This window comes from Bacillus sp. TH13, from assembly GCF_016651175.1.
GTDB classification, from domain to species: domain Bacteria; phylum Bacillota; class Bacilli; order Bacillales; family Bacillaceae_G; genus Bacillus_A; species Bacillus_A thuringiensis_S.
Genome location: NZ_JAEKEJ010000025.1, coordinates 612505 through 639342 on the forward strand (window position 1 = coordinate 612505; position 26838 = coordinate 639342).

A 26838-nucleotide genomic window follows, 5' to 3' on the forward strand; every position below is an offset into this window, starting at 1 on the left:
GTTTTATTTTTTCTCTTCTTTAATTTTAATATTTGCTTGTTTATAAAAAGCTACTTTTTCTGTATTATAAGACTTTGTGAATTCATTAAATTTATCTTTTTCTGACTCAATATCCTTATAAGATTGATTTACTACTTTTACTTTTTCACTAATATCTTTTAATTTAGTACCTTTATCTTGTAACATTGTATATAACTCTTTTTCTTGTTTTAAAGATTTATTATAGCTGTCATACATTTTATTAAATGAATCGTGTCGTTTCTCATACATACTTTTCACTTTATCAGCTTGATCTTTCAACTTATTATCTTCAATTTTCTTCACATACTTATCAGCTGACTTCACTTCTTCTTGCGCTTTATTTAAGGCCTCTTTTTCTTTTGTAAGTACTTTTTCTCGTTCAGTTGTATTCTTTTCTGCTTGATTCAGTTTTTCTTTAACAGTTTGATTATTATCTTTTCCTTCTTGCACAATCTGGTTATATAATTCTTGTCCTTCTTTCTCTAAAGCCTCAAGTTTTTTTGCATCTTCAAACATTGTTTTTTCTTGTTTAGCAGCGTTTTCAAACGCTACATATAATTCTTCTTCTGGTTTCGGTCCAAAACAACCAGCTAATAAAGTCATTGATAATGCAGTTATAATTGCTAATTTACTATATTTCAACATCTCTTCCTCCTACTTATAAACGACCATCGTGTAATATAAAAAAGTTATAAAATATGTAATTGTTCTATACACTCGCATCTTTTTTACGAAGATCATTAATATTGTTTGTACAAATTATTACTTAATATTACATTATTCTTTTTGAAGTATTTAGCAGTTCCATCTCCATCTTTAAGTATAGTACTTCGTGTTTTTTAAAACCTGTTCACACTATGTATTACCTTAATGGCCACAGAATTTCACCTCAGTCTTAATAAGACTATAATAGTTCACCTGATAAAAGGTGATCGTTCCGCTCTCACGTCTATCATTCCCTTTCCAGCTTTCTATCAAATAATCTCTTTGTTCATTTTACACAGTACAATCGATATCTCGCAACAACTTACAAATATTCTTTTCATTTCCTAAAAGGAAAAGTGTAGAGCTTGCTTTCCTCTACACTTTTAAAATAAAACACATTGTGCAAATTGCATTGGCACTACCATCATAATTATATGCTTATTTCATATATTTTTAAAGACTTTTATTACAAACGAAGCGTTTTTTGTAATAAAAGTCAAAAAAATGTTACAAATAAAACTTCTTCCTATCAAATATCTTCAAATCAAAGCTTCACTCATTTTCTTGCAAATTTCTATACTGGTACAATTGATTTTGCGACTTTCTCAACAGTTCTTCAAACGTTTTTCCTTCTACTGGATAGCTAGCTGCTCCAAATAAAAGAGTGACACTGAGTAAATCACCTTCTATTTCACTTTCAATATTTTTCATTAATCTGTTTGTTATTGTTGATGTTTCATGACCATTATCAATTGCTACAATAACATACTTATTTTCATCCCACTTTGTAACAACATCTCCCTTCCGAATTGACTTTACAATGGTACTCTCTAATTTTTGTACTAACACTCCCAATTTTTTTTCTTGCAACGCGTCTTTTAATCCTTCCCATTCTTTTACAGAAAGAATGTAAACTGTAATATTACGGGAAGCTCTTTCAGATAAAGCGGCTACTTTCCCAAAAAAATCAACAACAAAATCGTTGCTTGCCATTCCTCCTACTTCTACATTCATACGCTTGTTCGCTCTTTTATCGTACCAATGTCCAAAATAATAACTTAGTATCATTTGCAATATATAAATAATAAAGACGGTATAAAATGATCGTGAATCCAGTTTTGCAATTACATCCTGAAGTGCAATCCATTCTGTAACTGCCACTGTATTTCCAAGTAATAATCCACTAATTTTCCCTTTATGTTTCATACTTCTCCCCCTTTTATACCAATATATGTTTCTATATCAATAATGTTTTTCTACAAAATAAAAAATGTACATATCCAATGTACATTTCTGCTTAAGCTTGTATACCTTTTCTACTCTATTTCATATATATAATATATAACTTTTATAGAAAGGAGTAATCTATATGCTACAAAAAGAGAATCTATCAGATGCTATGCGTTTACTAGCTGGTTTTCTATTATCATTAAAATTATTATTTACCTCTTTCGGCATACACTTTATTACAAACGATCAAATCGACGCTATTGTTAATGTTGTTTCATTTTTATTTATTCTATACTTTGGCTACAAAAATAACTATGTAGGAAAAAAGGAATGGAGCAAAAGAAAATACTCAAAAAACACAACCTTCACTAAAAAAAGGAACCTTTTGTACAGGTTCCTTTTTATTATTGACGCACAACAACTTCATTTGTTTGCAGTGGACCATATGATATCTCTTTATCTTGAAATGTATATGTAGCCTGAAAGAATGCTTGTTTAAGAGCTTTATCTTTATTAGCTTTTATTTTACAACGTAGTTCCACCTTTTCATTCGGTAACAAATCATCAATTCGCCACCTTACAAGCTGGAATAAAAACTCACTTATCCCCTTATCAACTTTTAAAGAATTAGGAATATAAGCAAAGTAATCTCGAATCATATGACTTACAACAACTCTCGAAATCATTTCTACCCCTTTATTTTCCACTTCAATTCTCATAATAAGTATGTCGTTTACATCGTAGGTCAATTCATACGAAAATTGTTCTGTATACATACTACCAATTTTTAATGTAACGGCTACTTGAGGAAATTCATTTTCCTTTTTCGATCCGTCAATCCACAATACTGGTTGTAGCGGTATTGAATACTTTCCTGTATCCGAAATTCGCCCCCATATTTTCATAATATATATTCACCTCATTTCAGATGTATCATACACACAATGAATTCCCCAAATTACTAAAGCTTACTACAAGCAATGTTTAATATTTCTCTTCCTTTTATCCTATTCGACAATATGAAGAAAAAACCATTTTTCATCTATTAACAGAAGGTGTTCTTAATGAAATTTTTTTACAATTTACTTTATGGCAATATTCAGTATGGCTCACTCGTTCTCTACTCATACGAAAGAATATTTTGACGGAAGAAAAAGTTTGCCTTATAGTCAAATTTGACTATAATATTCTTTATGGCATATCAGTGCACTTATGGAAAAGAAATTAAAATCAACTATACATTTAAATTTTTTATCCACTGCACTCAAAACTTAATATAGTTTACTTATTTCTAAAGGAGGGTTATATTTGGAAACTCAACCATTAAAAAAAGACGCCAACAAGACAAAATTTGTTGTTGCTGGTTTACTGCTTGGTATATTAATGGCCGCAATGGATAATACAATCGTTGCAACCGCAATGGCAACAATTGTTGGAGACTTAGGAGGATTTGATAAGTTTGTTTGGGTCACATCAGCTTATATGGTAGCAACAATGGCAGGGATGCCTATCTTCGGGAAACTTTCTGATATGTATGGGCGGAAACGTTTTTATATTGGTGGCCTCATTCTTTTCTTATTCGGTTCTGCGCTCTGCGGAACAGCTTCAAGTATTGAGCAATTAAGTATTTATAGAGCTATTCAAGGTATCGGTGGTGGTGCTCTTATGCCTATCGCCTTCACAATTATGTACGATATCTTCCCACCAGAAAAACGCGGGAAGATGACAGGACTATTCGGTGCTGTTTTCGGGACCTCTAGTGTATTCGGTCCTTTATTAGGCGCTTATATTACAGACTATATAAGTTGGCATTGGGTCTTCTATATCAATATTCCATTAGGACTTATCTCCTTTTTCTTCATTACTAAATACTACAGTGAGTCTCTAGAATTTAGAAAACAAAAAATTGATTGGGCTGGTGCTATTACACTTGTCATAAGTATCGTTTGCTTAATGTTCGCATTAGAACTTGGTGGTAAGGAGTATGCCTGGAATTCCAATGTAATTATTGGCTTATTTACAACAGTAGTTATTACGCTTATTATTTTCTTCTTTGTAGAACGAAAAGCAACCGAGCCTATTATTTCGTTCCATCTATTTAAAAAACCTTTATTCGCAGCTAGTCAAGGAGTTGCCTTTTTCTATGGTGCCGCTTTTATTATCTGTACAGTTTATATTCCAATCTTCATTCAAGGCGTTCTTGGAGGTTCCGCCTCTAATGCTGGATTAATTTTAACACCAATGATGGTTGGTTCTGTAATTGGAAGTCAAACAGGAGGACAATTAGCTTCTCGAACAAGCTATCGTAACATTATGATGGTATCTGGCGTCTTCTTCGTTCTTGGTATTTATTTATTAAGTACTTTAACAATGGACACACCTCGTTTACTCGTAACACTATTTATGATTCTCGCTGGGCTTGGTGTTGGCTTCTCATTCTCAGTATTAAGTATGTCTTCTATTCACAAGTTAGAAATGCGAGACCGTGGTTCGGCGACATCAACAAACTCATTCTTCCGATCACTCGGTATGACTCTTGGTGTAACGATTTTCGGTACAATTCAAAATCATATTTTTACAGATAAACTAAACTCTGTGTTCCCCCCTGAACTAGCAAAATTAGCTCCAAAAGGTGGAGACACAAGTTTCTTATTATCACCAGGCGCTACCGCAAAAATTCCTGCTGAAATATTAGCGGGTATTAAAGAAGCTCTCGCTACATCTATTGCGAACACATTCTTCTGGGCACTTATTCCGGCTGTACTAAGTATTATTTGTATTTTACTTATGGGAAATGAACGCCTCTTTACAGGCCCTAAAAAGAAAGAAAAACAAAAGCAAGTCAGTTAATATAAAAAAGAAGCGGCATATCCCTTTATGAAAAAGGATATGCCGTTTATAATATGTATAAAGTGAATCTTTAATCAGTGGCGGTTTTGTTCATCCCCCACTGATTATTAATTGAACCAATCGGGCTTTTATGGACAGCCCGCCCCCCCACCTAACTTCTTTGGTTCTGCTGAATTTTTGGGTGGGTGTCTTGCTGCCCGTTAATGCCGGATAAAGTTTTTATATACAGGAGTTGAGACAGCATGAGCATGAAATTAGTCATTCTCGGCTTGCTACTCGAAGGAGATAAACATCCATATGAAGTGCAGCATATTATGAAAGAACGACAAATGGATTGTTACATTAAATATGCTAAAGGATCACTTTATTACGCCTTCGAGCAATTAGAAAAGCAAAGCGCAATTCATATTACAAATGTAATTAGAGACACAAATCGACCTGACAAAACGATTTTTCATATAACAGAAGAAGGCAAAAAACTATTCCACACTTTACTATTAAAACAATTCGAAGCAAAAAACCAAATATATAAACCTATTTATTCAGCCTTATCTTTCGCTCACTTTAGCAATGATCACGAATTAGTTCCTATTTTAGAAAAAAAGAAAAACGATACTCTTCAATATTTACATACTATGCAAACGATATATGATTGTAATAAAGGAAAAGTTCCACGTGCACAACTATATATTTTACAAAGTGTAATTGAGCATATTACAGTTGAATTAAAATGGCTAAACACCCTCCTTAAAGATGCTATAGCAGGCCGACTTTCAGAAGTTGCTATAGATGAAAATTGAGCTATGAAAGAAGACATCCCTACTTCTTTCATAGCTCAATTTCTCTTTTTATACTGTAATATTATTAGTTACTTCAGAATAAAAAAGTCAGAATAATAAGAAATAAAAACTTTGGAATTTTCTTATTTTAAAACAGTAGACAAAATTCCAAAAATTGTGTTAGAATTTGTTTCAATATCATATCGCTTGTTAAATTCCTTTCAAAAGGAAAATAGGTACACGAAAGTTTCGTTTCGTGTTTAAAAGGGAAGCTTGGTGAAACTCCAACACGGTCCCGCCACTGTAAATGCTGAGATTTCTTTTTAGTGCCACTGTGAAAACGGGAAGGTGAAAGAAATTATATGAAGCATAAGTCAGGAGACCTGCCTGTTTTAACAACACTGATAGATTCACGGATGATGATGAGGTGTTAAAACAAAAAGGAAGGCTTATTTTCTATGTCTTTGTACTTTTTGTTATAGGTATTTCCTAGTAAACGGAAATGCTTACTTTCAATTAGGGAGGAATTTAAAATGGCAATTCAAACAAGTAACTTAGGTTATCCACGTATCGGACTACAACGAGAGTGGAAAAAAACATTGGAAGCTTTTTGGTCCAATAAAATCGATGAAGAACAATTTTTAACAACAATGAAAGAAATTCGCCTTCAACACGTAAAAGTACAGCAAGAAAAAGGGATTGAACTCATTCCAATTGGCGACTTTACATATTATGATCACGTTTTGGATACTGCCTATATGCTAGGATTTATCCCATCACGTTTTTCTGAGTTTACATCTTACCTTGATGTATATTTCGCAATGGCGCGTGGCTCTAAAGATCACGTAGCTTCCGAAATGACAAAATGGTTTAACACAAACTATCACTATATCGTTCCTGAATATGAAGAGGGATTACAAATCTCTTTAAAAGATAATCGTCCACTTCGCTTATACGAAGAGGCAAAACAAGAATTAGGAGTAGATGGCAAGCCTGTTATTTTAGGACCATATACTTTCTTAAAATTAGCAAAAGGCTATACACAAGAACAATTTTCTACCATTTTAAAACAGTTAGTTGCACCTTACGTACAACTGCTTTCAGAACTACATGCAGCTGGTGCACAAGCCATTCAAGTTGATGAACCGATTTTCGCTTCTTTAACTAAAGAAGAAGTTCAACAAGCAAAAGAAATTTATGAAGCTATTCGTAAAGAAGTTCCAAATGCGACTCTTCTTTTACAAACATATTTTGATAGCGTAGAAGAAAACTATGAAGAAATTATTACATTCCCGGTATCCGGTATTGGATTAGATTTCATTCATGGTAAAGAAGGTAATTTACATGCTATTTCAAAATATGGATTCCCAGCTGATAAAACTTTAGCTGTCGGTTGTATAGACGGCCGTAACATTTGGAGAGCTGACCTTGATGAAGTTCTTGCGTTATTTACAACGTTACAAAAACAAGTCCAAACGAAAGATTTCATCGTTCAGCCTTCTTGTAGCTTATTGCATACACCAATCGATAAAACAGAAGAAACTCACTTATCGAGTGAGCTGTTTGATGCGTTAGCATTTGCAAATCAAAAATTAGAAGAGTTAGTTCTTATTCATTCCGCTCTCACTCAAGGTACAGAAAGCATTAGTAATGAGCTGGAAACATACCGAAATGTACATCATACAATTCGTTCATCTGCTGCACGTAACCGTGAAGATGTCAAAGCAGCACGAACAGCACTAAAAGAAGAAGATTTTTCACGTCCTCTTCCATTTGAAAAACGATACGAATTACAACAAGTTGCCCTGGAGTTACCGCTATTACCAACAACGACTATTGGTAGCTTCCCGCAAACAACTGAAGTTCGTCAAACGCGAAAAGAATGGCGTAACGGTGTTATTTCAAATGAACAATATGAACAATTTATTGAAAAAGAGACAGAAAAATGGATTCGTTACCAAGAAGAAATTGGGCTTGATGTCCTTGTACATGGTGAATTTGAAAGAACTGACATGGTCGAATATTTTGGTGAGCGCCTTGCTGGTTTCTCATTCACTAAAAACGGTTGGGTACAATCATACGGTTCCCGTTGCGTAAAACCACCTGTTATCTATGGTGATGTAGCCTTTATTAACGGAATGACTATTAAGGAAACAGTTTATGCACAAAGCTTAACGGAGAAAGTTGTAAAAGGAATGTTAACTGGCCCTGTTACAATTTTAAATTGGTCCTTCGTTCGAAATGACATTCCAAGAAAAGAAGTTTCGTATCAAATTGCACTAGCTCTTCGTCACGAAATTGAACTACTTGAATCTTCCGGAATTAGAGTAATCCAAGTCGATGAGCCCGCACTTCGTGAAGGAATGCCACTAAAAGAAAAAGATTGGGATGCTTATATTACATGGGCAGTACAATCCTTCCTTTTAGCAACTTCTTCTGTAGCAAATGAAACACAAATTCATACTCATATGTGTTACAGTAACTTCGAAGATATTGTTGACGCGATTCGCGCATTAGATGCAGATGTGATTTCTATTGAAACATCAAGAAGTCACGGAGAATTTATTGATACTTTAAAACATACAACATATGAAAAAGGCATCGGCCTAGGTGTATATGATATTCATAGCCCACGTGTACCGAGTAAAGATGAAATGTATAAAATTGTAGAACAATCTTTAGAAGTATGCGATCCTAAATATTTCTGGATTAATCCTGATTGTGGTTTAAAAACGAGAAGAACAGAAGAAGTTATTCCAGCTTTAGAACATATGGTGCAAGCAGCGAAAGATGCTCGTTCCCTTTTAAAAACAAACGCATAACAAAAATGGGTTATCCTTTTCTCAGGATAACCCATTTTTTATTCTTTACTTTCAAAAAAGAATTCGTATTGTATTTTATATAATTCATCATCCGTTGGCTCTTCAAGAGGAATTGCTTGTAAGACCACTGTATACTCACCATTTGGAATAGGTATTTGAAATTTATTTGAAAGAATACTCGTTATAACGATACTTTCATTTTCAACTGTAAAAGGAACCGTAATCGTTCTAACCACTTCTTCTTTTTCAATATGTTTCTCGCAAGTCACTTTCACTTCACAAGTATAATCAGAAAGTGCTTCAAAAATAACAGTTCCCTCTGCCTGAGCATAACCTCTTTCAAAATCTTCATCCGTCCAGTCTACATAAGGCTGCTCACCGTCATAGTTCATCAACATTAATTGCGAATAAGAAATTGTTAACTCCATAGTTCCCATTCTCCTTCATTATGAAATGTACAACTACTACTTCACTTCAAATTTCACACGCGTACCATCTGGATATTTATCTAACTTATTCCCTACCCAAGAGCCTGCTCCGCGGTTATCCGCCGGACTTATATATTCAATATGTGCTCCTTTTCCGCCTTCCTTGCACATCGCCATTGGCCATTCATCACGATCATACCCTTTTTTTGAAGGATATGGTGCTAACGACAATTTCCTTCTATCTGCAGCACCACCACGATCGATTGTACAAACTTCTGAATGCCCTTCTTTTATAGCATCCGTAATATGTTTTCCTGTCTCTGGATAACGTTCTTTCGGAAATTCTAACACTTGATCATACGTATTCGTTTTCTTTACACTTGTTTCCTCTGGCACAAGTACTTCATAAACTGCTACTACAATAGACAGAATTGCGATAATTGAAATGATAATACCTTTTAATTGCTTCATGTATACCTCCATGTTTCTACCAGTTTCTTTTTTCCTCCGTTATTATAACAAACTTCTCCTGTATATGTTTTCAGACATTATCTTAGTTATTCCTTGCCATTCCGCCAAAAACTTTCATTTTTTCACTAATGCTGTAGAAAACTAATAGACTTCCGACATTCTTTTTCAAAGGAAGTCCTCATAAAAGATTGAAATGATATATACGATACTTTTTGGGGAGGAAATATCATGGAAGCTACCTATAAAACGAAAGATGTTACGAATAAAACAGGCATCCCAAAACATATAGTCCGCAAATATAGTCAACTGTTAGAGGAACATGGTTATATGATTTCCAAAACAGCTGATGCTCGTATTTATAAACTTGATGATTTAAAACTATTGAAATCTATACATGAAAGAGCTGCTACATTACAAGAAGATATTTCAGAAACGATACCGATTATTTTAAAAGAAAAAGAGGCCCCACCTGTACCAGTTATACAAGATAAACAAGAGATACAACCGAAAGAAAAAGAAGATGGGCGTAACTTTGAGGAGTTCATGTTAAAACTTGAAATGCTAGCTCAATTAAATGAGGCAATTATTCATCAAAATTCTACTCTAATTACACAAAATCGTTTAAAGGATGAGAAACTAGACGAATTGATGCAACAAGTTTATGTAAAAGAAGGCTCTCAAGAAAAAATGCTCCAAGAGTTAGTCGATCACGCCGCTCAAACAGATGCATTGCAAAAAGAAAAGATGGACTTATTAATGAATCATATGTATAAACGAGAATCCAAACAGGAAGAAAAAATGAATAAACTTGTTAGTCAAATTTATAACAAGGACAGTAACCGTGATGCACAGCTTATGCAAGTTATTCGAGAAATTCAAGAAACAAAAAGAATGGTTGCTGCCTCAAAAGAGCAAAGCTTCTTTCAATCATTTAAAAGTTTATTTAACCGAGCAAAACAAGAAAAAACAAATGAATAAACAATATAAAATAAAAAGTTACCTTCCATCGGTAACTTTTATTCCTTATTTTGTACAGCTTGGTAATATAATAATTGCTTCAGTGCCTTTTCCACTTTCACTCTTATATTCCAATGTACCATTATGCGCTTGTAAAATACTAAATGTTACCATAAGCCCTAATCCTGTCCCTTTTTCTTTTAAAGAATAATATGGTTGTCCCAGTCTTGCTAACTGTTCTTTTGTCATACCAACACCACTATCTTTAACTCTTATTATGATTGTTTCGTCTTTTTGAATAGCTGTTACTTTTAAATATCCTTTATTTCCTTGAATTGCTTCAATACCATTTTTAACAACATTCATAATAGCTTGCTTCAATTTTGTCTTATCACCAATCGTATAAAGACTTTCTGAAATTTCAACTTGTAAATATACACCTTGCATCGCTGCAAATGACGACATGAGAGTGGTCATTTCTATTAATTGGGCTGATAAACAAATGTGTTCTTTTTTCTCAATTTGCGGCCTTGCTAAATTCAAGTAATCTGAAATAATTTGTTCCGCCCGATCCAATTCAGCTAATACGAGGCGCATATAATCCTTATTCTTCACATCTTCCGTACTTTCTAACAATTGGATAAATCCACGAACAACAGTAAGTGGATTTCGAACTTCATGTGCCACACTTGCTGCTAACTCACTTACAATATTAAGCTTTTCTGATTTTTGCATCTCTGTACGTAGCAATGCATTTTCGTTTAAATATTCAGTTAAATACACCTGAAATACCATTGTCATGACCATGATAAGCGAGGCAAATATAAATCCGCTATATATTTGCGAAATATACGGTGTAAATCCTGTTTCCAAAAGAACATTAATCATGCCTAATACTAAAGAAACAAACACATAAAATGATGAAATCATAAATGCTAAAATTAATTTCTTATCCCTTGAAAAAAGAGACCATTTCTTTGATAAAAACAGCGGAACTATCAATAGAAATATTACTTCTAAAACTGGAAGAAAGCTCATTCCCTTTAGTAACCATTCATATGCAACAAAAATAACCGCTGGGATTAAACCAACAATCCCACCATATAAAAAACCACTGACAATTGGAATGGGGTGAAAGTTATACCCACACACATTGCCAAAACAAATAGAGTATGTCATGGAGAGAACGAGCGTAACGCTAGATAAAAACATAATAAAGTAACGATTTGGCTTCGGAGGCATTTCTTGATAGCGATTTAAACGAATCGCTTCATATAAAAATAGTGGCAAAATTATGATGGCAATTTGAATCAATAAATCACGGATAAGCTCCATAACCTCTCATCCCCTATATGTATTTTGATATGATTATATCATTTTATAGGTGTATTTGTTTTAAAATTTTGATTTTTCTTAACATATTTGTTAATTCTTTGTTAACAACTCATCATAATTGTTACAGATTTTCGAAATGATTGTAAACCCTGTACCAAATTTCCTTCGTGCAGTATACAATGAATACGGATTACAAAGAAAATATAAAAATACTTTTTTAGACGGACAACTATAGCAAAATACAGCATATAATCCATACTATCTATGTTTACAAATAAGTGATCATTACTTTAGTAGGAGGAAGATAAATATGGCGGGTACTACGCTTGTTTTAAAAGAAGAAAATTTGGTTGTTCTAGAAAATGTTGAAAAATCAGTATATGAAGAATTACAGCATAAAGCAGGAGATGAAAATTGCACATGTGCTGTGAACGAATCAGTTGTTCACCTTGGCAAGGTATCCTCTGTACTCTGGAATGAAGATGAAATAGATTGGGAATACGGATATTAAAAAGTCGCTTATAGCGGCTTTTTTCTCTTTTCTCTCTCTTTCTAAATTACATATACAAAGCGCGATCATAGAAAATATGATAAAATGAACTTAATTTTCAAACGGAAGAAAGGGAGATACAATGGAACAATTCATTAACCCTAGAGTGAAGGACATCCAAATTTCTGGAATCCGTCAATTCTCTAACATGATTCAAAACTATGATAATTTGATTTCTTTAACAATCGGACAACCCGATTTCCCTACACCTTCTCTCGTAAAAGAAGCTGCAAAACGGGCTATTACAGAAAACTATACAAGCTATACACATAACGCTGGTTTACTAGAATTACGCAAGGCAGCTTGTAACTTCGTAAAAGATAACTACGATTTACATTACTCACCTGAAAACGAAACCATCGTTACAATCGGTGCTAGCGAAGCAATTGATGTTACATTTCGAACGATTTTAGAGCCAGGAACAGAAGTAATTTTACCTGCTCCTATTTATCCAGGTTACGAACCTATTATTCGATTATGCGGTGCAACACCTATTTTTGTAGATGTTCGTAAAACTGGATTCCGTTTAACAGCTGAAGCGCTTAAAAATGCTATTACAGAAAAAACAAGATGTATCGTACTACCGTATCCTTCTAACCCGACCGGTGTAACTTTATCAACAGAAGAACTAAAAGATATTGTAGATGTTTTAAAAGACAAAAATATTTTCGTCCTTTCAGATGAAATTTATAGCGAGCTGGTATATGAACAAAAGCACACATCTATCGCTCATTTCCCAGAAATGCGTGAAAAGACAATTGTCATTAACGGTTTATCTAAATCACATTCTATGACTGGCTGGCGTGTTGGACTTTTATTTGCACCAAGCTATTTAGCTGGACACATATTAAAAGTTCATCAATACAATGTAACGTGTGCTACTTCAATCGCTCAATACGCTGCAATTGAAGCATTAACAGCAGCTAAAGACGCACCCAAAATGATGCGCCACCAATATAAAAAACGCCGTGATTACGTATATAATAGACTCACTCAAATGGGATTAACAGTTGAAAAGCCAACAGGTGCATTTTACTTATTCCCATATGTTGGTCATTTGACATCTTCATCATTTGATTTTGCACTTGATCTTGTCAAAGAAGCTGGACTAGCTGTAGTTCCTGGAACAGCATTCTCTGAATACGGTGAAGGCTACCTTCGCTTGTCCTATGCGTATAGTATTGAAACTTTAAAAGAAGGCTGCGACCGATTAGAAGCCTTTCTAAAGAAAAAAGCTAAGAGTTAAACTCTTAGCTTTTTTTTATGCATAATGATCACAAGTTTGACGTTTTAGTAATTTATGAGGAATAATGATACACTTTGCAGTGGATTCTGCATTCTCTACTTTATCAACTAAAGCTTTTGCTCCCTCATATCCTAGCTGATAAATATTCACATCAACTGTCGAAAGTGGAGGGCTCGCAATTTCTGATAATAAAGCATTATTAAAGCTTACAATAGAAACATCCTTCGGTACAACGAATCCTTTTTTAGAAAGAGCACTTAACACACCAAGTCCAATTAAGTCATCCGTTGCCATAATTGCCGTCGGCGGTTGCTGCAGTCCCATTAATTCCTCAACCGCTTGTTGACCACTTTCCCTCGAAAAATCAAAATGTAAAATATATTCTTTTGGTAATACAATGTCTGCTAATTTCAAGGCATCACTCATACCAGCTAAACGATCTCTCGTTACAAGTAAATCTGAACCACCACCAATGAACGCGATTTGCTTATGCCCTAATGAAATTAAATATTCTGCCACTTCTCTTGCAGCTGTATAATTGTCATTATCTACATATGTAATTTCATCTTTTCGATCATATGGTTTTCCTATTAAAACAAACGGGAAATTTTGTTCATGTAAATATTGAATAATCCGATCATTCTCTCTTGAATATAAAAGAATAATGCCACCAATTTGGCGTCCCTGTACCATCTTTACGACACCATTAAAAATTTCTTCTTCCGTTTCACCTGTCGACATGTAAAGCGCATAACCTTCTACGTGTGCAAATGAACTAATCCCTCTTATAACTTCTGGGAAAAATGGATTTTGAAAAGCTTTACTTGCAGAACTTGGCATAACAAGACCAAGTGTTTTCGTCGTTTGGTTCGCAAGATTTCTCGCATTTAAATTAGGATGATACCCTAATTCACTCATTACTTTCCTAACACGGCGCTTTGTCTTTTCACTTATACTTGGATTATCAGCAATTACACGAGAAACTGTTGATGGTGCAACATTCGCTTGCTTCGCCACATCTTTAATTGTAACTGTCATAAAAATCCCCCTCCTCTCATTTCTCTGCCATTTTTCATATATTTTATCTCGCACTCATTGCAAGTCATAAACTTTTATTTCTTATATCTTGCAAAACTAATCCTATTCTCCCTCTTCATGTATTGTAAGGGATATAGCTATTTTTTCCTATACTATAATATACTATTTATTTGACATCTTTTCACATGTGATGTCAAATCTCTTTTCATCTCCCTATAAAGTTATTTATAGGGAGATGAAAAGAAAAATGGGACGTAATGTCCCATTTTTCATCCTTTCGTACCTCCAGCTGTTAAACCGGAAACAAAATATTTTTGTAGTGATAGGAATAAAATTGAAATCGGGATCGCAATTAACACAGAACCCGCTGCAAACGTTGTAAATTCATTACCGAATTTCTTCGCAACCATTTCATATAATCCAACTGCCAAAGTATAATTTTCTGGTGTTCGCAAAATAATACTCGCTAAAATGAAATCTGTAAATGGACCAATGAAAGTAAATAACGCTACAACCGCTACGATTGGCTTTGCAAGTGGCATAATGATTTGCCAGAAAATACGGAAATGCCCTGCTCCATCCATTCGAGCTGATTCATCCAACTCTTTCGGAATCGTATCAAAATACCCTTTCATAAGCCATGTATTCATCGGAATTGCTCCGCCCACATAAATTAAAATTAATGCAAGATGTGTATCAAGTAATCCTGTTAACTGAGCTAATATATATAGTGCGATTAACGCTGCAAAATTCGGGATCATTTGCAAAATTAAAAATGTTAATAAACCATTCTTTCTTCCAACAAAACGATATCTCGAAAATGCATAAGCAGTAAAACTAATGGCTAGTACAGAGAAAATCATCGTCATTACGCTAACTTTCAAAGTATTTTTATACCAAAGTAAGTAATTACTTGAATCGAGATCAAGTAGCTTGCGATAATGATCTAATGTGGCATTTTTCGGAATAATACTTGACCCAGATAAACTATCCCCTGGATTAAACGATGAGCCAATTATCCATAGTAATGGATAGAAAATAATCGCACACATTATGAAGATAACTAAATAACTTAATGAAAGACGTAGCATCTTTTGTCGTTTAATATTCATTTACATCATATCCTCTTCTTGGAATGATTTTGTTCTCTTAAATTGCCATAACGCAACTGTAATAACAATTAACGATAAAATCATTGTAAGAGCTGCTGCTTTTCCGTACTGAGCCGAAGTCATCGTTAACTTATAGATCCATGAAATTAAAATATCCGTTCCACCTGCATTTTGTCCAGACACAGCAGGTCCTCCGTTATTAAATAGATAAATAATACTAAAATTATTAAAGTTAAACGTATATTGCGTAATTAATATTGGCGCTGTTGCATATAACACAAGTGGCAATGTAATTTTGCGGAACTGTTGCCAAGCAGTTGCTCCATCTACTGTAGCCGCTTCATATAATTCTCCTGGAATCGATTGCAATATACCTGTTGTCATTGCAAAGACGAACGGGAAACCAAGCCATGTTTGAATCATAATTAAAGCAATCTTTGACCAAAACGGGTCTGTCATCCAAGCAATCTTTTCAATCCCGAATAAAGCTAATACTTGGTTATTAATTGCTCCAAATGTTTCATTAAACATACCAGCAAATACAAGAATAGATACGAATGCTGGAACAGCCCACGGTAAAATAAAGATTGTTCGAATAATTGCCTTACCTTTAATACCAGGCTGATTTACGATAATCGCTAAAAAAATACCAAGTGCAACTTGTAATGTTGTTGCAACGAATGTCCAAATGACAGTCCAAGAAAATACACTTAAAAATGTATCTCTCCACATCGGTAATGTGAAAATATCAATAAAGTTTTTAAAACCCACCCAATCTACTAATTTAGCTGGAGGAGAATGATATAAATCATAGTTTGTAAATCCAATTAAAATTACGAAGATGATTGGAAATACGACAACAAAGATAAGTAGTAGAAAACCTGGTGAAACCATTAAATAAGGAAAGCCTTGATCTAACAAATTACGGTATTGCTCTTTTACAGAATTTAACGGTGTTCCTATATCACGTTTCTTTCCATTTTGATATGCATCATATAAGTTAAATGCATATATGCCGAGCCCAAACGCGATAACGATAAGTGCCAAGATCCCTTCTACTAATAGAAAGACAGAATGGTCACGTGGAACTTCTGTACCGAGCGTTACAATGCCCCATAATCCCATATTTAATAAATCAGCAAAGGCTACAATAAATGAACCTGTTAATACTAGAAAAATAAGACCTTTTACAAATTGTTTATTATATATTTGGCCCATGCCCGGAATGATTGATAACACGGTTGCCATTTTCCTATGCTTTGAATGGTTTAACCCCTTTGCAGGTTCCATAGATGTTTGCATGTTCCTTCCCCCTTTTTTCTTCCCACATGGAAGGGAGAGAATTCGTGCCCCTCATATTAGAGGCACGAATTTCACCTTATTTTTTCTTACTATGATTTGCCTCAATATTACCTTTAATTTGTTTCACTGCACTATCAAGTGCGGATTTTGGTGCTTCTTTATCTGATACAACTAATTGAAGCGCATCCCCAGCTGGTTTCCAAACTTCCTGCATTTCTGGAATATTCGGCATTGGAATTCCATTTTCCGATTGCGTCGCAACCGCTTTTGCAGCCTCATTTTCTTTAATGATTGGATCTTCCATTACTGATTTTACTGGTGGAATTTCTTTCGTTTTCTCAAAGCGAATTTTAGCATTTTCTTCATTTGTAACCCACTCAGTAAATTTTGTAGCTAAATCATTTTGTTTAGAGAAGCTTGTTACATGCCATCCTTTTACGCCAACGAACGTTTTCATCGGTTGACCATTTGGTAATTTCGGCATTGGAGCAACACCATAATCTATTCCAGCCTTTTCCATCGCTTGGAATGCCCATGGACCATTCATAATAGATGCTGCTTTTCCTTCATTAAACAATCCATCTGCAGCTGAACCACCAGATTCACCGATAATACCTTTCGGGAATAACTTTTCTTTGTACCATTTTTGAATATATTCAGCACCTTGTACCGCACCGCTATTATTTAATCCAATATCATTTGCATTTGGCTTTCCATCTTTTTCACCAAATACATAACCACCCATACCTGCCATAAATGCATTAGCGAAGTAGAAGTTATCTCCTAGTGCTAAAAATCCGTATTTTCCATCTTTCGTAAAGTCTTTTGAGAAGTTAAACAGTTCATCCATCGTTTCGGGTGCTTTTTGCATCATTTTTTTATTATAAATAAAGATTGGTGTTTCAATCGCTTTTGGTAAACCGTATATTTTTCCGTTATATGTTTGTGCTTCTATTGATAAATCTGTAAATTTACTTTTTACTGTATCATCTACTTTCACTTCTGAAAGTAGCCCTTCTGTTACCGCATTACCAATATGATCATGTGGCAATGTTACAACATCTGGCCCTGTGCCAGCTGGACCGTCGAGACGAAGTTTTTCTATTTGTTTCGTCATCTGAACCTCTTCAACTTTTACTTTCACATTATATTTCTTTTCAAAACTTTTCACCGCTGGCTCTAGACCCACACCTTTTTTCTCATCTTCCCAAACAAGAAGGTCATAGTCTTTTTTCGCTTTACTTTCCTCTTTTTTCCCTGAATCTTTCGGTCCACATGCAGATAACATACCAATAGATAATGCGGAAACCGTTAATAATGATAATGCTTTCTTCATCCCAAAAACCTCCCTAAATTGTCTATGTACCTTAGTAACTGAAAACGTTTGCATTTAATAGTTTAATTGAAGCGCAAACAATATTTCAAATTTATGAAAACGTTTGCGCTATTTGTCTATCATTATACATTCTTTTATTCATTTTGCAAATATTAATTTAAAAATTATGTCATTATACTCTTTATGCATTGACTTTATATGAAATGAATACTACTCTTATAAGCAATATTAAAGCTACGAGAAAGGCAATCGTTTGCAATATAGGCTTTATTATTACACTTAAGGGAATACTATGTATAGAGATATTGAAGGGGGATTTTCTATATGTTTAAAGAAGCCATTTATCATAGGCCGAAAGATAATTATGCATACGCTTACAATGAACAAACAATTCACATCCGCATACGTACTAAGAAAGATGATATTCAAAACGCCGATCTTATTTACGGTGATCCTTACGAATGGAAAGACGGGAAATGGATTTCATTAAGTACACCAATGAAAAAAACGGGTTCTACTGCATTATTTGATTATTGGTCCATTTCAATCGAACCAAAATTTAAGCGCTTACGTTATGGATTTGAATTAAAATCTGAAACAGACACTCTTATTTATACAGAGCGAGGATTCTTTTCTAACATTCCAAATGATGATGTTGGTAACTTTTTCTGTTTTCCATTTATTCATGCAGATGATGTATTCAAAGCACCATCCTGGATTAAAGACACCGTTTGGTATCAGATTTTCCCTGAACGATTCGCTAATGGCGATAGTACGCTGAATCCAGAAAACACTCTTCCTTGGGGAAGTACGAATCCAACTCCAACTAATTTTTTCGGTGGAGATTTTGCTGGTGTTATTCAAAACCTTGATTACCTTGTTAAGCTTGGCATTTCCGGAATATATTTCACACCTATTTTCAAAGCTCATTCAAACCATAAATATGACACAATTGACTATATGGAAATTGATCCACAATTTGGGACGAAAGAAACTTTCAAAGAGCTCGTTGAAGAATGTCATAAGCACGGTATAAAAGTAATGCTCGATGCTGTGTTTAATCATAGTGGATACTTTTTCGAGAAATTTCAAGACGTTCTAGAGAACGGTGAGAAGTCCGCATATAAAGAGTGGTTCCACATTCATGAATTCCCGATTATAACCAAGCCACTTCCAAATTATGATACTTTCGCCTTTACACCGTATATGCCTAAATTAAATACAGCTCATCCAGATGTAAAAGAATACTTACTTGAAGTAGGACGTTATTGGGTACGAGAATTCAATATAGATGGCTGGCGTCTTGATGTCGCAAATGAAGTCGATCACAACTTTTGGAGAGAATTCCGAACTGAAATAAAGACATTAAATCCTGAAGTATATATTTTGGGAGAAATTTGGCACGATGCCCTTCCGTGGCTACAAGGCGATCAATTTGATGCTGTCATGAGCTACCCTGTTACAAACGCTCTACTTTCTTACTTTGCTAACGATTCCATTAAAGCAAGTGAATTCATGAAGCAAATTACAGAATCTCTACATTCCTACTCTATGAATGTAAATGAAGCAGCCTTTCATTTATTAGATAGCCATGATACTCCAAGAATTTTAACAACATGCAATGGAGATAAAAATAAGTTGAAATTGCTCTATGTATTCCATCTTTCTTTCATCGGCTCTCCATGTATTTATTACGGAGATGAAATCGGCATGGATGGTGGTATGGACCCCGATTGCCGTAAATGTATGATTTGGGATACTAAAGAACAAGATCATGCATTATTTACACATATACAAACATTGATTTCATTACGAAAACAACATGCAGCTTTTGGAGGACATGGTACTTTTCAATTCATCGAAGCAAATGATGAACATAATTATATTTCTTATACGAAAACATATGAGGATGAAACTATCTTTTTCGTTTTAAACCCTACTAATAGTGAAGTTACAGTTTCACTCCCTCTTCATGTTACTGGTAAGAAAATAATTAACATTTATACAAATGAAGAATTTTCAGCAGAAGCAAGTGTATTACAAGTTACACTTCCTCCATATGGATTCTCCATATTAAAATGGTAACCCAAAAAATCCTTATGCCAAGGTGGCATAAGGATTTTTCTTATTTCAATTTGAATACCATCGCTTCATACGGACGTAATGTAATGTTATCTATCGATCCGATTTCTACATCGTAATTGTGTATGAATAATTCTGATTCACTATAACTAATATCCTCAGGCATTTCAAATACACTTTCATCCGCAGTAAAGTTTGCAATAACAAGTAGTTTTTCGTCTCCATATGTTCTTACATAAGCAAAAATAGAAGGATTATTCTCTAATATTAAATCATATGATCCATATACAACTATTTCATTATTTTTGCGTAGCTCAATTAATTTCTTATAGTAATAAAAAATTGAACCTTCATCTTGGATTGCTTGTTTCACATTAATCTCTTTATAGTTAGGATTTACAGTAATCCAAGGCTCACCTGTTGTAAATCCAGCGTGATTCTGATCATCCCACTGCATTGGAGTTCTAGCATTATCACGACCCTTTATATAAATAGAATCCATTACTTTTTCTATATCTTCACCATGGTCTATCACTTTTTCTTTATACATATTTAACGTTTCAATATCTCGATATTCATCAATTGATTGGAATCGAACATTCGTCATTCCGATTTCTTCACCTTGATAAATATATGGCGTTCCTTTCATCATATGAAGAACTGTCGCTAACATTTTCGCAGATTCAATGCGATACATTCCATCATTACCAAAACGAGATACAACGCGGGGCTGATCATGGTTATTCCAATAAAGGCTATTCCATCCGGTATGCTCTAATGCTTTTTGCCACTTTGTTAAATTCTCTTTTAAAGTAAGAAGTGAACATGGTTTTACATCCCACTTTCCACCTTCTCCTGAATCTAAATCCATATGTTCAAATTGGAATACCATTTGCAACTCTTTTCGTTCTTCTCCAGTATACAATTTGGCTTCTTCTGTCGTTACACCAGGCATTTCACCAACCGTCATAATATCATAATTCGATAATACTTCCTCATTCATTTCATGCAAATATTTATGAATGTTTGGACCGTTCATAAAATGTTTATGACCTGAAACATAACCATCTTCATCTGTTTCAACTGTTGGTAACCCTTCTTCTTTAGAAATAAAATTGATAACATCCATGCGGAATCCATCAATTCCTTTTTCTAACCAAAACTTCATCATCTCATAAACATCTTGTCTTACCTTTTCATTATCCCAGTTTAAATCCGGTTGTTTTTTAGAAAACAGATGTAAATAATATTCATCCGTCATTTCATCATACTTCCATGCAGATCCACTAAAAGCAGCTCCCCAGTTGTTCGGTTCTTTCCCTTCTTTTCCAGGACGCCATATATAGTAATCTCTATATTTATTATCTTTTGATTTACGTGATTCAATAAACCAATTATGTTCATCAGATGTATGATTAACAACTAAATCCATCATCAATTTCATATTACGTTCATGCATTTCATGTAATAGTTCATCCCAATCTTCCATTGTTCCGAACTCGTTCATAATTTTACAATAATCACTTATATCGTAACCATTATCATCATTTGGAGATTCATAGACTGGTGATAACCAAATCACATCAATCCCTAACTCTTTTAAGTAATCTAGCTTTGAAATAATCCCTTGAAGATCTCCTATACCATCACCATTACTATCCATAAAGCTACGAGGATAAATTTGATATACTACGCTTTCTTTCCACCATTGTTTTTCCATTATGCTACCCCATTTCATTCATAATTCATTTTTCTCTTTTTTAAGGTGCAAACGTTTTCATTAATGAATGATAACAGATTCTATCTCAATTTAAAATAGCGCTTACAATTTTTATTGTTCTTTTTCTAAGAAAAAACGCGAAAATCACTAATAATTCTCCAATATATGAAAACGTTTTATTTTTTTATTTATTTTTTGAATCTATTCGTTTATAATGAACTCAAAGAAAACGTTTGCATAATTATTTCTAGGGGGAAATACCATGGCAGAACTTAAATTAGAAAACATTTATAAGATATATGATAATAACGTAACAGCTGTAACTGATTTTAATTTACACATTCAAAATAAAGAATTTATCGTATTTGTCGGTCCTTCTGGATGCGGAAAATCTACAACGTTACGAATGGTAGCTGGACTCGAAGATATTTCAAAAGGCGAGTTTTCAATTGATGGTAAACTAATGAATGATGTTCCTCCAAAAGATCGAGATATCGCAATGGTATTCCAAAACTACGCTCTTTATCCACATATGAGTGTATATGATAATATGGCATTTGGATTAAAACTTCGAAAAATACCAAAAGATGAAATCGATCGTCGTGTAAAAGATGCAGCAAAAATTTTAGGACTTGAACAATATTTAGATAGAAAACCGAAAGCATTATCAGGTGGACAGCGCCAACGTGTTGCGTTAGGTAGAGCAATCGTTCGAGATGCAAAAGTTTTCTTAATGGACGAGCCATTATCAAACTTAGATGCTAAACTCCGTGTTGCAATGCGCTCAGAAATTTCTAAGCTACATCATCGCCTTGGAACAACAACAATTTATGTAACACATGACCAAACAGAAGCAATGACTATGGCTTCGCGTCTTGTCGTTATGAAGGATGGAAAGATTCAACAAATTGGAACTCCAAAAGAAGTATATGAAACACCAGAAAACATTTTCGTGGGTGGATTTATCGGGTCACCAGCGATGAACTTCTTCCGTGGTAAATTGACTGAAACCGATTTCGTTATAGACAATACTATAAAAATCAAAGTATCTGAAGGAAAAATGAAGATGCTGCGTGAACAAGGCTATGTAAATAAGGAAATTGTTTTAGGTATTCGCCCGGAGGACATTCATGATGAACTACTATTTTTAGAAGCTTCACAATCTACTACTTTCACAACAAAAATTGAAATTGCTGAATTGTTAGGTGCTGAATCTATTTTATATATGAAACTTGGAAATCAAGATTTTGCAGCACGTGTTGATGCACGACATATATTCTCACCTGGAGACCAAATTAAATTGGCATTTGATTTAAATAAAGCGCATTTCTTTGACAGCCAAACAGAACAACGTATTCGCTAAAAAAATTTCCTTCTATATAACATACAAAAAAACCGTCCACATATATTGAGGGCGGTTTTCATTATTATACTAGGGCTTCTACTGTATGAAATGATTGTCCTTTCGTGCTAATAATACCGAAAATCGGTAAATCACTAAGCACCACTTCTTCTTGCTGTTTCATAAAAGATGACGTTAATTGTTTTATCTCTATCCAAACGTCATTAATACAAAGTACATTGGAATCGTTCTCTTGTTGGCGAGAAAAAATAGAATCTATTTTATATAAACCAGCATTTTGAAAAAGCATGTCAATGCGACTGAATGCATTCAAAGTGATGCTAATAACGCGGTGCCAATCTCCTTGCTTTTCCATATCATAGAATACAAAAAGGGCTTCTCCGCCTAGATTCGTAATTTCCTCCACTGTTGCTTGTCCACTTTCTTGATCAATGTCCGTCACAATTACTTTTGCGCCTTGTTTAGCCAACAAAAGAGCTGTATTACGTCCAATACCGATGCCACCACCAGTTACGATAGCAACTTTTCCTGCAAGCTTCATTTTCATTACCCCTTCTATAAGTCTTACCGTCATTCAGTATACTCCTTTATGAGATTATTCTGCAAGCAAGAAAAATTGCTCATTTATTTGTAAGCGATTACTTTTTTTACTCTTTCTTTTTTCCTACTATTACGCTGATCGAAAACTAAACCGATGAAAATTAAAATCTCCCAAAAGATTACACTACCTCCAGTCATTTCAATTTCCCCCTTATTATATAAAGATATTATTTTAATCATTGTAAATTTTTCTCAATTTCCAATCTATCAAAACCCAAAATGATATTATTACATAAATTGTAGTATAACAAAAAAAGACCTTCTTATTTTATGTATAAAAAGGTCTTTTTTCATTATACAAGACTTATTACTTTCGTCTTTGTAATTAAGTCCTGAAAACCGCAATTGTCTTTGTGGAACAACATCATATATACGTTACATATTAATGGAATTCCTAATAGCAATACGTTCGGCAATAACAATACAAAAAATCTTATAATTAATGTTTGCAACGTTAGCTTTTCACTCTTCAATGAAATTAATTTTATTCTCGTTACCTTTTTGCCAAGTGTAACACCGTTCCAAATAAAGGGTAACACAATAAAATATATCGCCATTAATATGAAAACTACTGCGAAATCATATCTAAAATCACCTAAACTTATATTAAAGCGCTTAAACATAGCACTATAGTTTCCGGTCATAATAGCTACTACTGCACCATACATAACCGAGATTAAAAACATGTCAATTAGGGAAGCACCTATGCGATTCATTACAAGCGCTGGACGATGCATCTTTAACTTCATTTTATGTCGACTCCTTCATATCCTTCTTTACCCGTCTCATCGTACCACTTCTAAAAAACATTGTAAACTAGCGTTTCTCTTACTTTTCTTGTACAATTTGTTACAATAGCATTATAAAGGAGGTTCCCATATTGAAAAAATGGATAATCCTATTCGTCGCCTTCCTATTAACCGGTTGTACAGGAAACACAAGTCACTTAACTTATACGGTTAACGATGAATACGAGCTCATACGTACTTCTGGAAATGCATTTGAACTTTTCCCCTCGCAAGATGCTGTATATGCCACACAATACATCCCTGCAAAAATTACAGACATTGCTTGGGATGATAAATACATTATTGCAAAACAAACTGAGGAAAAATCAGATCCAAACAACCCTGACGCAGCAATTGCAAATAAAAAAAGTGAACATTATTGGATTATTGACGTAAAGCACAATAAACGTTTCGGTCCCTACAATGAAAAGCAATTTAATGAACAAAAAGATGCGTTTAAAATTAAGGTGCCTTTTCAAAATGTAGATTCATACATAAAAGAAATAAAAAAACAGTCAGCATAATCTTTTGAGTGCTGACTGCTTTGTCTTACATTATTTTAAAAACACATTACTCCGAAAGTGAGATATTAAACGTTTGTGGCTCTTTTACAACATCTTGTGTTTCTGAATCTCCTGCAAGTAAATCATCAGTTATAAACTGAATATCCTTTACCTTGTCTTTTCCATCGTCAAGTATTAAACCAATAATCCCATCTCTTGTTTCACCAGGCTTATAGTCTTCTCTTGATACATTTTTTGTACCAACTAACGTATCTTCGTCATATAAAAAGTTTTGAGTCGCTACTTTAAAATGTTGCTTACCATTAATTATAACATCATTCATAGAGAAAAATTGCATATTTTTATTTCCGCTATTCTCCACTTTATATGTAATCTCAACGTAACGAATTGTATTACTAATCTCTGTTCCACTTAGCGATGCATATAATTCTGCATCTTCTTGGCTTACTTTATCCCCTAATCTACGTTTTACTTCTTCAGGAGTTAGTGCCGTGTATACTTTCAATGTATTTTTTGCCTTTTCACTCATCTGTGATAAAGAGATTACTTTCACATCTTGTACGTGAATTTTCATTGGCGCTACTTCAAATGTTTGATTCACAGAATGCATCTGCTCTAACTTGAAAGTACCCCATCCTGTTTCTTTCACTTTTTGTCCTACTTTTTTCAGCTCACGCCCACCATATTCTTTTGTTTCAGGAATAGATTCTTTCTTCTTCGGTTCAGCTTTCTTTTCTTCTTGATGGAAGCAACCACTTAACATAAGAAGAAAACTACATAAAACAAAAATACTTTTCCATGCTTTCATCATTTCATTTCTCCTAACGCTATCATTCATGAATATAAAATTAGTCCCTTGCTTTGTAAACTATAGAAACAATGAAAAGTCCACAAAATGAACTTGTCAGTCCAGATACTATTATACCTCCAATTTGGAAAATATGAAAATAGGGATCTAGGAACACATGCACGATAAATATAATAGTTGCCACAACAATTACTGAAATCCAATACTTTCTTTTTTCCGAAGCTAAAATAAAGTCTTTACCCATTTCATTTCTATGCTTCCATAAAACGTATACTAATAATAGAAAACCAATACATGTACTTCCATGTTGCATATATTTATAAACAGAGATACTATACCATTCTCTTTGCAATAATGATATTTTCATAACAAAATAGCCTGTCTTATGAGTGAATGCATCCCAAACAACATGCGTTAACATACCGAATAATGCTGAATAACAAAATACAAAAAGCTCCTTCCATGTATGAAGACCCCACCCCTTGTCTACTGCATATGTATAGTAGCCAGCAAATGGTTTAGGTAAATGTGTTATAAAAGGCTTTTTTAAAATGTAATGATATATGTATGCTAATAAGAAGACAAGTGGTAAATTTAAATATAAGAACCCAAGCCACGTATGCCCAATTACACCATACGGTCTAAAGTGTAAGAAATATTCAAAGTCAGGCGCCATACTACCTAATATAAGAGCCGTTACTGAAATATGTTTAGAATGCTTTTTCGCAAAAGGGAGAACTGCTGCTGGATGTGCAAATGTAAACGGCATAC

General features: G+C 34.0%; 24 protein-coding genes, 2 pseudogenes and 1 riboswitch. Of the genes and pseudogenes, 10 read left to right on the forward strand and 16 right to left on the reverse strand.

All coding sequences use genetic code 11. The features are described from left to right. Positions 1-3: 3 nt before the first annotated feature. Entirely contained in the window at positions 4-666 is a 663-nt protein-coding gene (locus tag JFU02_RS11300) for a YkyA family protein (RefSeq protein WP_086407636.1), read from the reverse strand. 612 nt (positions 667-1278) lie between these two features. Next, the gene (locus JFU02_RS11305; protein WP_000680817.1) at positions 1279-1932 is read right to left on the reverse strand and encodes a diguanylate cyclase domain-containing protein; all 654 of its coding nucleotides are present in this window, start codon (positions 1930-1932) and stop codon (positions 1279-1281) included. Positions 1933-2095: 163 nt separating this feature from the next. On the opposite strand from JFU02_RS11305, the pseudogene JFU02_RS11310 reads away from it, so the two are divergent. Continuing rightward, a pseudogene (locus JFU02_RS11310) lies at positions 2096-2328 on the forward strand (SPP1 phage holin family protein). Positions 2329-2360: 32 nt separating this feature from the next. Here JFU02_RS11310 and JFU02_RS11315 read toward each other — a convergent pair. Beyond that, entirely contained in the window at positions 2361-2861 is a 501-nt protein-coding gene (locus JFU02_RS11315) for a hypothetical protein (RefSeq protein ID WP_000708116.1), read from the reverse strand. Between the two features lie 403 nt (positions 2862-3264). On the opposite strand from JFU02_RS11315, the gene JFU02_RS11320 reads away from it, so the two are divergent. The 3 genes from JFU02_RS11320 (at position 3265) to metE (ending at position 8407) form a co-directional block, all read left to right on the forward strand. Next, positions 3265-4806: an MDR family MFS transporter gene (locus JFU02_RS11320; RefSeq protein ID WP_000449897.1), complete on the forward strand. Its 1542-nt coding sequence runs from the start codon at positions 3265-3267 to the stop codon at positions 4804-4806. 242 nt (positions 4807-5048) lie between these two features. Beyond that, complete coding sequence (locus JFU02_RS11325; protein WP_098867398.1) at positions 5049-5606, forward strand: PadR family transcriptional regulator; 558 nt, start codon at positions 5049-5051, stop codon at positions 5604-5606. Positions 5607-5802: 196 nt separating this feature from the next. Beyond that, positions 5803-5990: riboswitch (cobalamin riboswitch) on the forward strand. Positions 5991-6118: 128 nt separating this feature from the next. After that, the gene (gene metE, locus JFU02_RS11330) at positions 6119-8407 is read left to right on the forward strand and encodes a 5-methyltetrahydropteroyltriglutamate--homocysteine S-methyltransferase (RefSeq protein WP_001007611.1); all 2289 of its coding nucleotides are present in this window, start codon (positions 6119-6121) and stop codon (positions 8405-8407) included. Between the two features lie 38 nt (positions 8408-8445). Here the strand turns inward: metE and JFU02_RS11335 are convergent, their stop codons facing one another. Then, positions 8446-8835: a competence protein ComJ gene (locus JFU02_RS11335; protein ID WP_000424036.1), complete on the reverse strand. Its 390-nt coding sequence runs from the start codon at positions 8833-8835 to the stop codon at positions 8446-8448. Positions 8836-8871: 36 nt separating this feature from the next. Then, complete coding sequence (nucA, locus tag JFU02_RS11340) at positions 8872-9306, reverse strand: DNA-entry nuclease (protein WP_000811508.1); 435 nt, start codon at positions 9304-9306, stop codon at positions 8872-8874. 228 nt (positions 9307-9534) lie between these two features. Between nucA and JFU02_RS11345 the strand changes: the two genes are divergently transcribed. After that, on the forward strand, positions 9535-10284 hold the full coding sequence (locus JFU02_RS11345) for a DUF3967 domain-containing protein (protein WP_000388465.1): 750 nt from the start codon (positions 9535-9537) through the stop codon (positions 10282-10284). A gap of 38 nt (positions 10285-10322) precedes the next feature. Here JFU02_RS11345 and kinB read toward each other — a convergent pair. Further along, positions 10323-11598, reverse strand: a pseudogene (gene kinB, locus JFU02_RS11350) (sporulation sensor histidine kinase KinB). 310 nt (positions 11599-11908) lie between these two features. Between kinB and JFU02_RS11355 the strand changes: the two are divergent. Together JFU02_RS11355 and JFU02_RS11360 are read left to right on the forward strand one after the other, a co-directional pair. Then, entirely contained in the window at positions 11909-12109 is a 201-nt protein-coding gene (locus tag JFU02_RS11355; protein ID WP_000929277.1) for a hypothetical protein, read from the forward strand. Between the two features lie 121 nt (positions 12110-12230). Continuing rightward, positions 12231-13394 carry an aminotransferase A gene (locus JFU02_RS11360; protein WP_000434586.1) on the forward strand — a complete coding sequence of 388 codons (1164 nt, stop codon included), beginning with the start codon at positions 12231-12233 and terminating at the stop codon, positions 13392-13394. Between the two features lie 15 nt (positions 13395-13409). Here JFU02_RS11360 and malR read toward each other — a convergent pair whose 3' ends face one another. The 4 genes from malR to JFU02_RS11380 form a co-directional block, all read right to left on the reverse strand. Continuing rightward, the gene (gene malR / locus JFU02_RS11365) at positions 13410-14432 is read right to left on the reverse strand and encodes a maltose operon transcriptional repressor MalR (protein ID WP_000219054.1); all 1023 of its coding nucleotides are present in this window, start codon (positions 14430-14432) and stop codon (positions 13410-13412) included. A gap of 269 nt (positions 14433-14701) precedes the next feature. Beyond that, a complete protein-coding gene (gene malD, locus JFU02_RS11370; RefSeq protein WP_001022600.1) occupies positions 14702-15544 on the reverse strand; it encodes a maltosaccharide ABC transporter permease MalD in 843 nt (280 codons plus the stop codon). Beyond that, complete coding sequence (malC, locus tag JFU02_RS11375) at positions 15545-16846, reverse strand: maltosaccharide ABC transporter permease MalC (protein WP_001194983.1); 1302 nt, start codon at positions 16844-16846, stop codon at positions 15545-15547. Between the two features lie 76 nt (positions 16847-16922). After that, positions 16923-18182 carry an extracellular solute-binding protein gene (locus JFU02_RS11380; protein WP_000709931.1) on the reverse strand — a complete coding sequence of 420 codons (1260 nt, stop codon included), beginning with the start codon at positions 18180-18182 and terminating at the stop codon, positions 16923-16925. Between the two features lie 324 nt (positions 18183-18506). Between JFU02_RS11380 and JFU02_RS11385 the strand changes: the two genes are divergently transcribed. Continuing rightward, positions 18507-20267, forward strand: coding sequence for an alpha-glycosidase (locus JFU02_RS11385; RefSeq protein ID WP_086407641.1), 1761 nt, complete (start codon positions 18507-18509; stop codon positions 20265-20267). 40 nt (positions 20268-20307) lie between these two features. Here JFU02_RS11385 and malL read toward each other — a convergent pair whose 3' ends face one another. Beyond that, positions 20308-21984, reverse strand: coding sequence for an oligo-1,6-glucosidase (malL, locus tag JFU02_RS11390; protein WP_086407642.1), 1677 nt, complete (start codon positions 21982-21984; stop codon positions 20308-20310). Between the two features lie 262 nt (positions 21985-22246). Between malL and JFU02_RS11395 the strand changes: the two genes are divergently transcribed. Next, positions 22247-23347, forward strand: a complete 1101-nt coding sequence (locus JFU02_RS11395) for an ABC transporter ATP-binding protein (RefSeq protein WP_201071039.1) — start codon at positions 22247-22249, stop codon at positions 23345-23347. Between the two features lie 64 nt (positions 23348-23411). Here the strand turns inward: JFU02_RS11395 and JFU02_RS11400 are convergent, their stop codons facing one another. From JFU02_RS11400 to JFU02_RS11410, 3 genes are all read right to left on the reverse strand, one after another. Continuing rightward, positions 23412-23921 (reverse strand): SDR family NAD(P)-dependent oxidoreductase, encoded by a 510-nt coding sequence (locus JFU02_RS11400; protein WP_201071053.1) that lies wholly within the window; start codon positions 23919-23921, stop codon positions 23412-23414. A gap of 50 nt (positions 23922-23971) precedes the next feature. Then, a complete protein-coding gene (locus JFU02_RS11405; RefSeq protein WP_000145648.1) occupies positions 23972-24085 on the reverse strand; it encodes a hypothetical protein in 114 nt (37 codons plus the stop codon). A 155-nt stretch (positions 24086-24240) separates the two neighbouring features. Then, positions 24241-24696 (reverse strand): RDD family protein, encoded by a 456-nt coding sequence (locus tag JFU02_RS11410; RefSeq protein ID WP_201071056.1) that lies wholly within the window; start codon positions 24694-24696, stop codon positions 24241-24243. A gap of 131 nt (positions 24697-24827) precedes the next feature. On the opposite strand from JFU02_RS11410, the gene JFU02_RS11415 reads away from it, so the two are divergent. Further along, positions 24828-25259, forward strand: a complete 432-nt coding sequence (locus JFU02_RS11415; RefSeq protein ID WP_000758793.1) for a DUF3997 domain-containing protein — start codon at positions 24828-24830, stop codon at positions 25257-25259. A 46-nt stretch (positions 25260-25305) separates the two neighbouring features. On the opposite strand, the gene JFU02_RS11420 is transcribed toward JFU02_RS11415, so the two are convergent. After that, positions 25306-26070: a hypothetical protein gene (locus JFU02_RS11420; protein WP_000973897.1), complete on the reverse strand. Its 765-nt coding sequence runs from the start codon at positions 26068-26070 to the stop codon at positions 25306-25308. Positions 26071-26107: 37 nt separating this feature from the next. Then, positions 26108-26836 (reverse strand): DUF4184 family protein, encoded by a 729-nt coding sequence (locus JFU02_RS11425; RefSeq protein ID WP_001116860.1) that lies wholly within the window; start codon positions 26834-26836, stop codon positions 26108-26110. Positions 26837-26838: the final 2 nt, after the last annotated feature.

What these genes read in the sequence shown, in the direction of transcription:
- JFU02_RS11300 (WP_086407636.1), bottom strand. Translation starts at nt 666, where the DNA reads ATGTTGAAATATAGTAAATTAGCAATTATAACTGCATTATCAATGACT.
- JFU02_RS11305 (WP_000680817.1), bottom strand. Translation starts at nt 1,932, where the DNA reads ATGAAACATAAAGGGAAAATTAGTGGATTATTACTTGGAAATACAGTG.
- JFU02_RS11315 (WP_000708116.1), bottom strand. Translation starts at nt 2,861, where the DNA reads ATGAAAATATGGGGGCGAATTTCGGATACAGGAAAGTATTCAATACCG.
- JFU02_RS11325 (WP_098867398.1), top strand. Translation starts at nt 5,049, where the DNA reads ATGAGCATGAAATTAGTCATTCTCGGCTTGCTACTCGAAGGAGATAAA.
- metE (WP_001007611.1), top strand. Translation starts at nt 6,119, where the DNA reads ATGGCAATTCAAACAAGTAACTTAGGTTATCCACGTATCGGACTACAA.
- JFU02_RS11335 (WP_000424036.1), bottom strand. Translation starts at nt 8,835, where the DNA reads ATGGAGTTAACAATTTCTTATTCGCAATTAATGTTGATGAACTATGAC.
- nucA (WP_000811508.1), bottom strand. Translation starts at nt 9,306, where the DNA reads ATGAAGCAATTAAAAGGTATTATCATTTCAATTATCGCAATTCTGTCT.
- JFU02_RS11345 (WP_000388465.1), top strand. Translation starts at nt 9,535, where the DNA reads ATGGAAGCTACCTATAAAACGAAAGATGTTACGAATAAAACAGGCATC.
- JFU02_RS11355 (WP_000929277.1), top strand. Translation starts at nt 11,909, where the DNA reads ATGGCGGGTACTACGCTTGTTTTAAAAGAAGAAAATTTGGTTGTTCTA.
- JFU02_RS11360 (WP_000434586.1), top strand. Translation starts at nt 12,231, where the DNA reads ATGGAACAATTCATTAACCCTAGAGTGAAGGACATCCAAATTTCTGGA.
- malR (WP_000219054.1), bottom strand. Translation starts at nt 14,432, where the DNA reads ATGACAGTTACAATTAAAGATGTGGCGAAGCAAGCGAATGTTGCACCA.
- malD (WP_001022600.1), bottom strand. Translation starts at nt 15,544, where the DNA reads ATGAATATTAAACGACAAAAGATGCTACGTCTTTCATTAAGTTATTTA.
- malC (WP_001194983.1), bottom strand. Translation starts at nt 16,846, where the DNA reads ATGCAAACATCTATGGAACCTGCAAAGGGGTTAAACCATTCAAAGCAT.
- JFU02_RS11380 (WP_000709931.1), bottom strand. Translation starts at nt 18,182, where the DNA reads ATGAAGAAAGCATTATCATTATTAACGGTTTCCGCATTATCTATTGGT.
- JFU02_RS11385 (WP_086407641.1), top strand. Translation starts at nt 18,507, where the DNA reads ATGTTTAAAGAAGCCATTTATCATAGGCCGAAAGATAATTATGCATAC.
- malL (WP_086407642.1), bottom strand. Translation starts at nt 21,984, where the DNA reads ATGGAAAAACAATGGTGGAAAGAAAGCGTAGTATATCAAATTTATCCT.
- JFU02_RS11395 (WP_201071039.1), top strand. Translation starts at nt 22,247, where the DNA reads ATGGCAGAACTTAAATTAGAAAACATTTATAAGATATATGATAATAAC.
- JFU02_RS11400 (WP_201071053.1), bottom strand. Translation starts at nt 23,921, where the DNA reads ATGACGGTAAGACTTATAGAAGGGGTAATGAAAATGAAGCTTGCAGGA.
- JFU02_RS11405 (WP_000145648.1), bottom strand. Translation starts at nt 24,085, where the DNA reads ATGACTGGAGGTAGTGTAATCTTTTGGGAGATTTTAATTTTCATCGGT.
- JFU02_RS11410 (WP_201071056.1), bottom strand. Translation starts at nt 24,696, where the DNA reads ATGAAGTTAAAGATGCATCGTCCAGCGCTTGTAATGAATCGCATAGGT.
- JFU02_RS11420 (WP_000973897.1), bottom strand. Translation starts at nt 26,070, where the DNA reads ATGATGAAAGCATGGAAAAGTATTTTTGTTTTATGTAGTTTTCTTCTT.
- JFU02_RS11425 (WP_001116860.1), bottom strand. Translation starts at nt 26,836, where the DNA reads ATGCCGTTTACATTTGCACATCCAGCAGCAGTTCTCCCTTTTGCGAAA.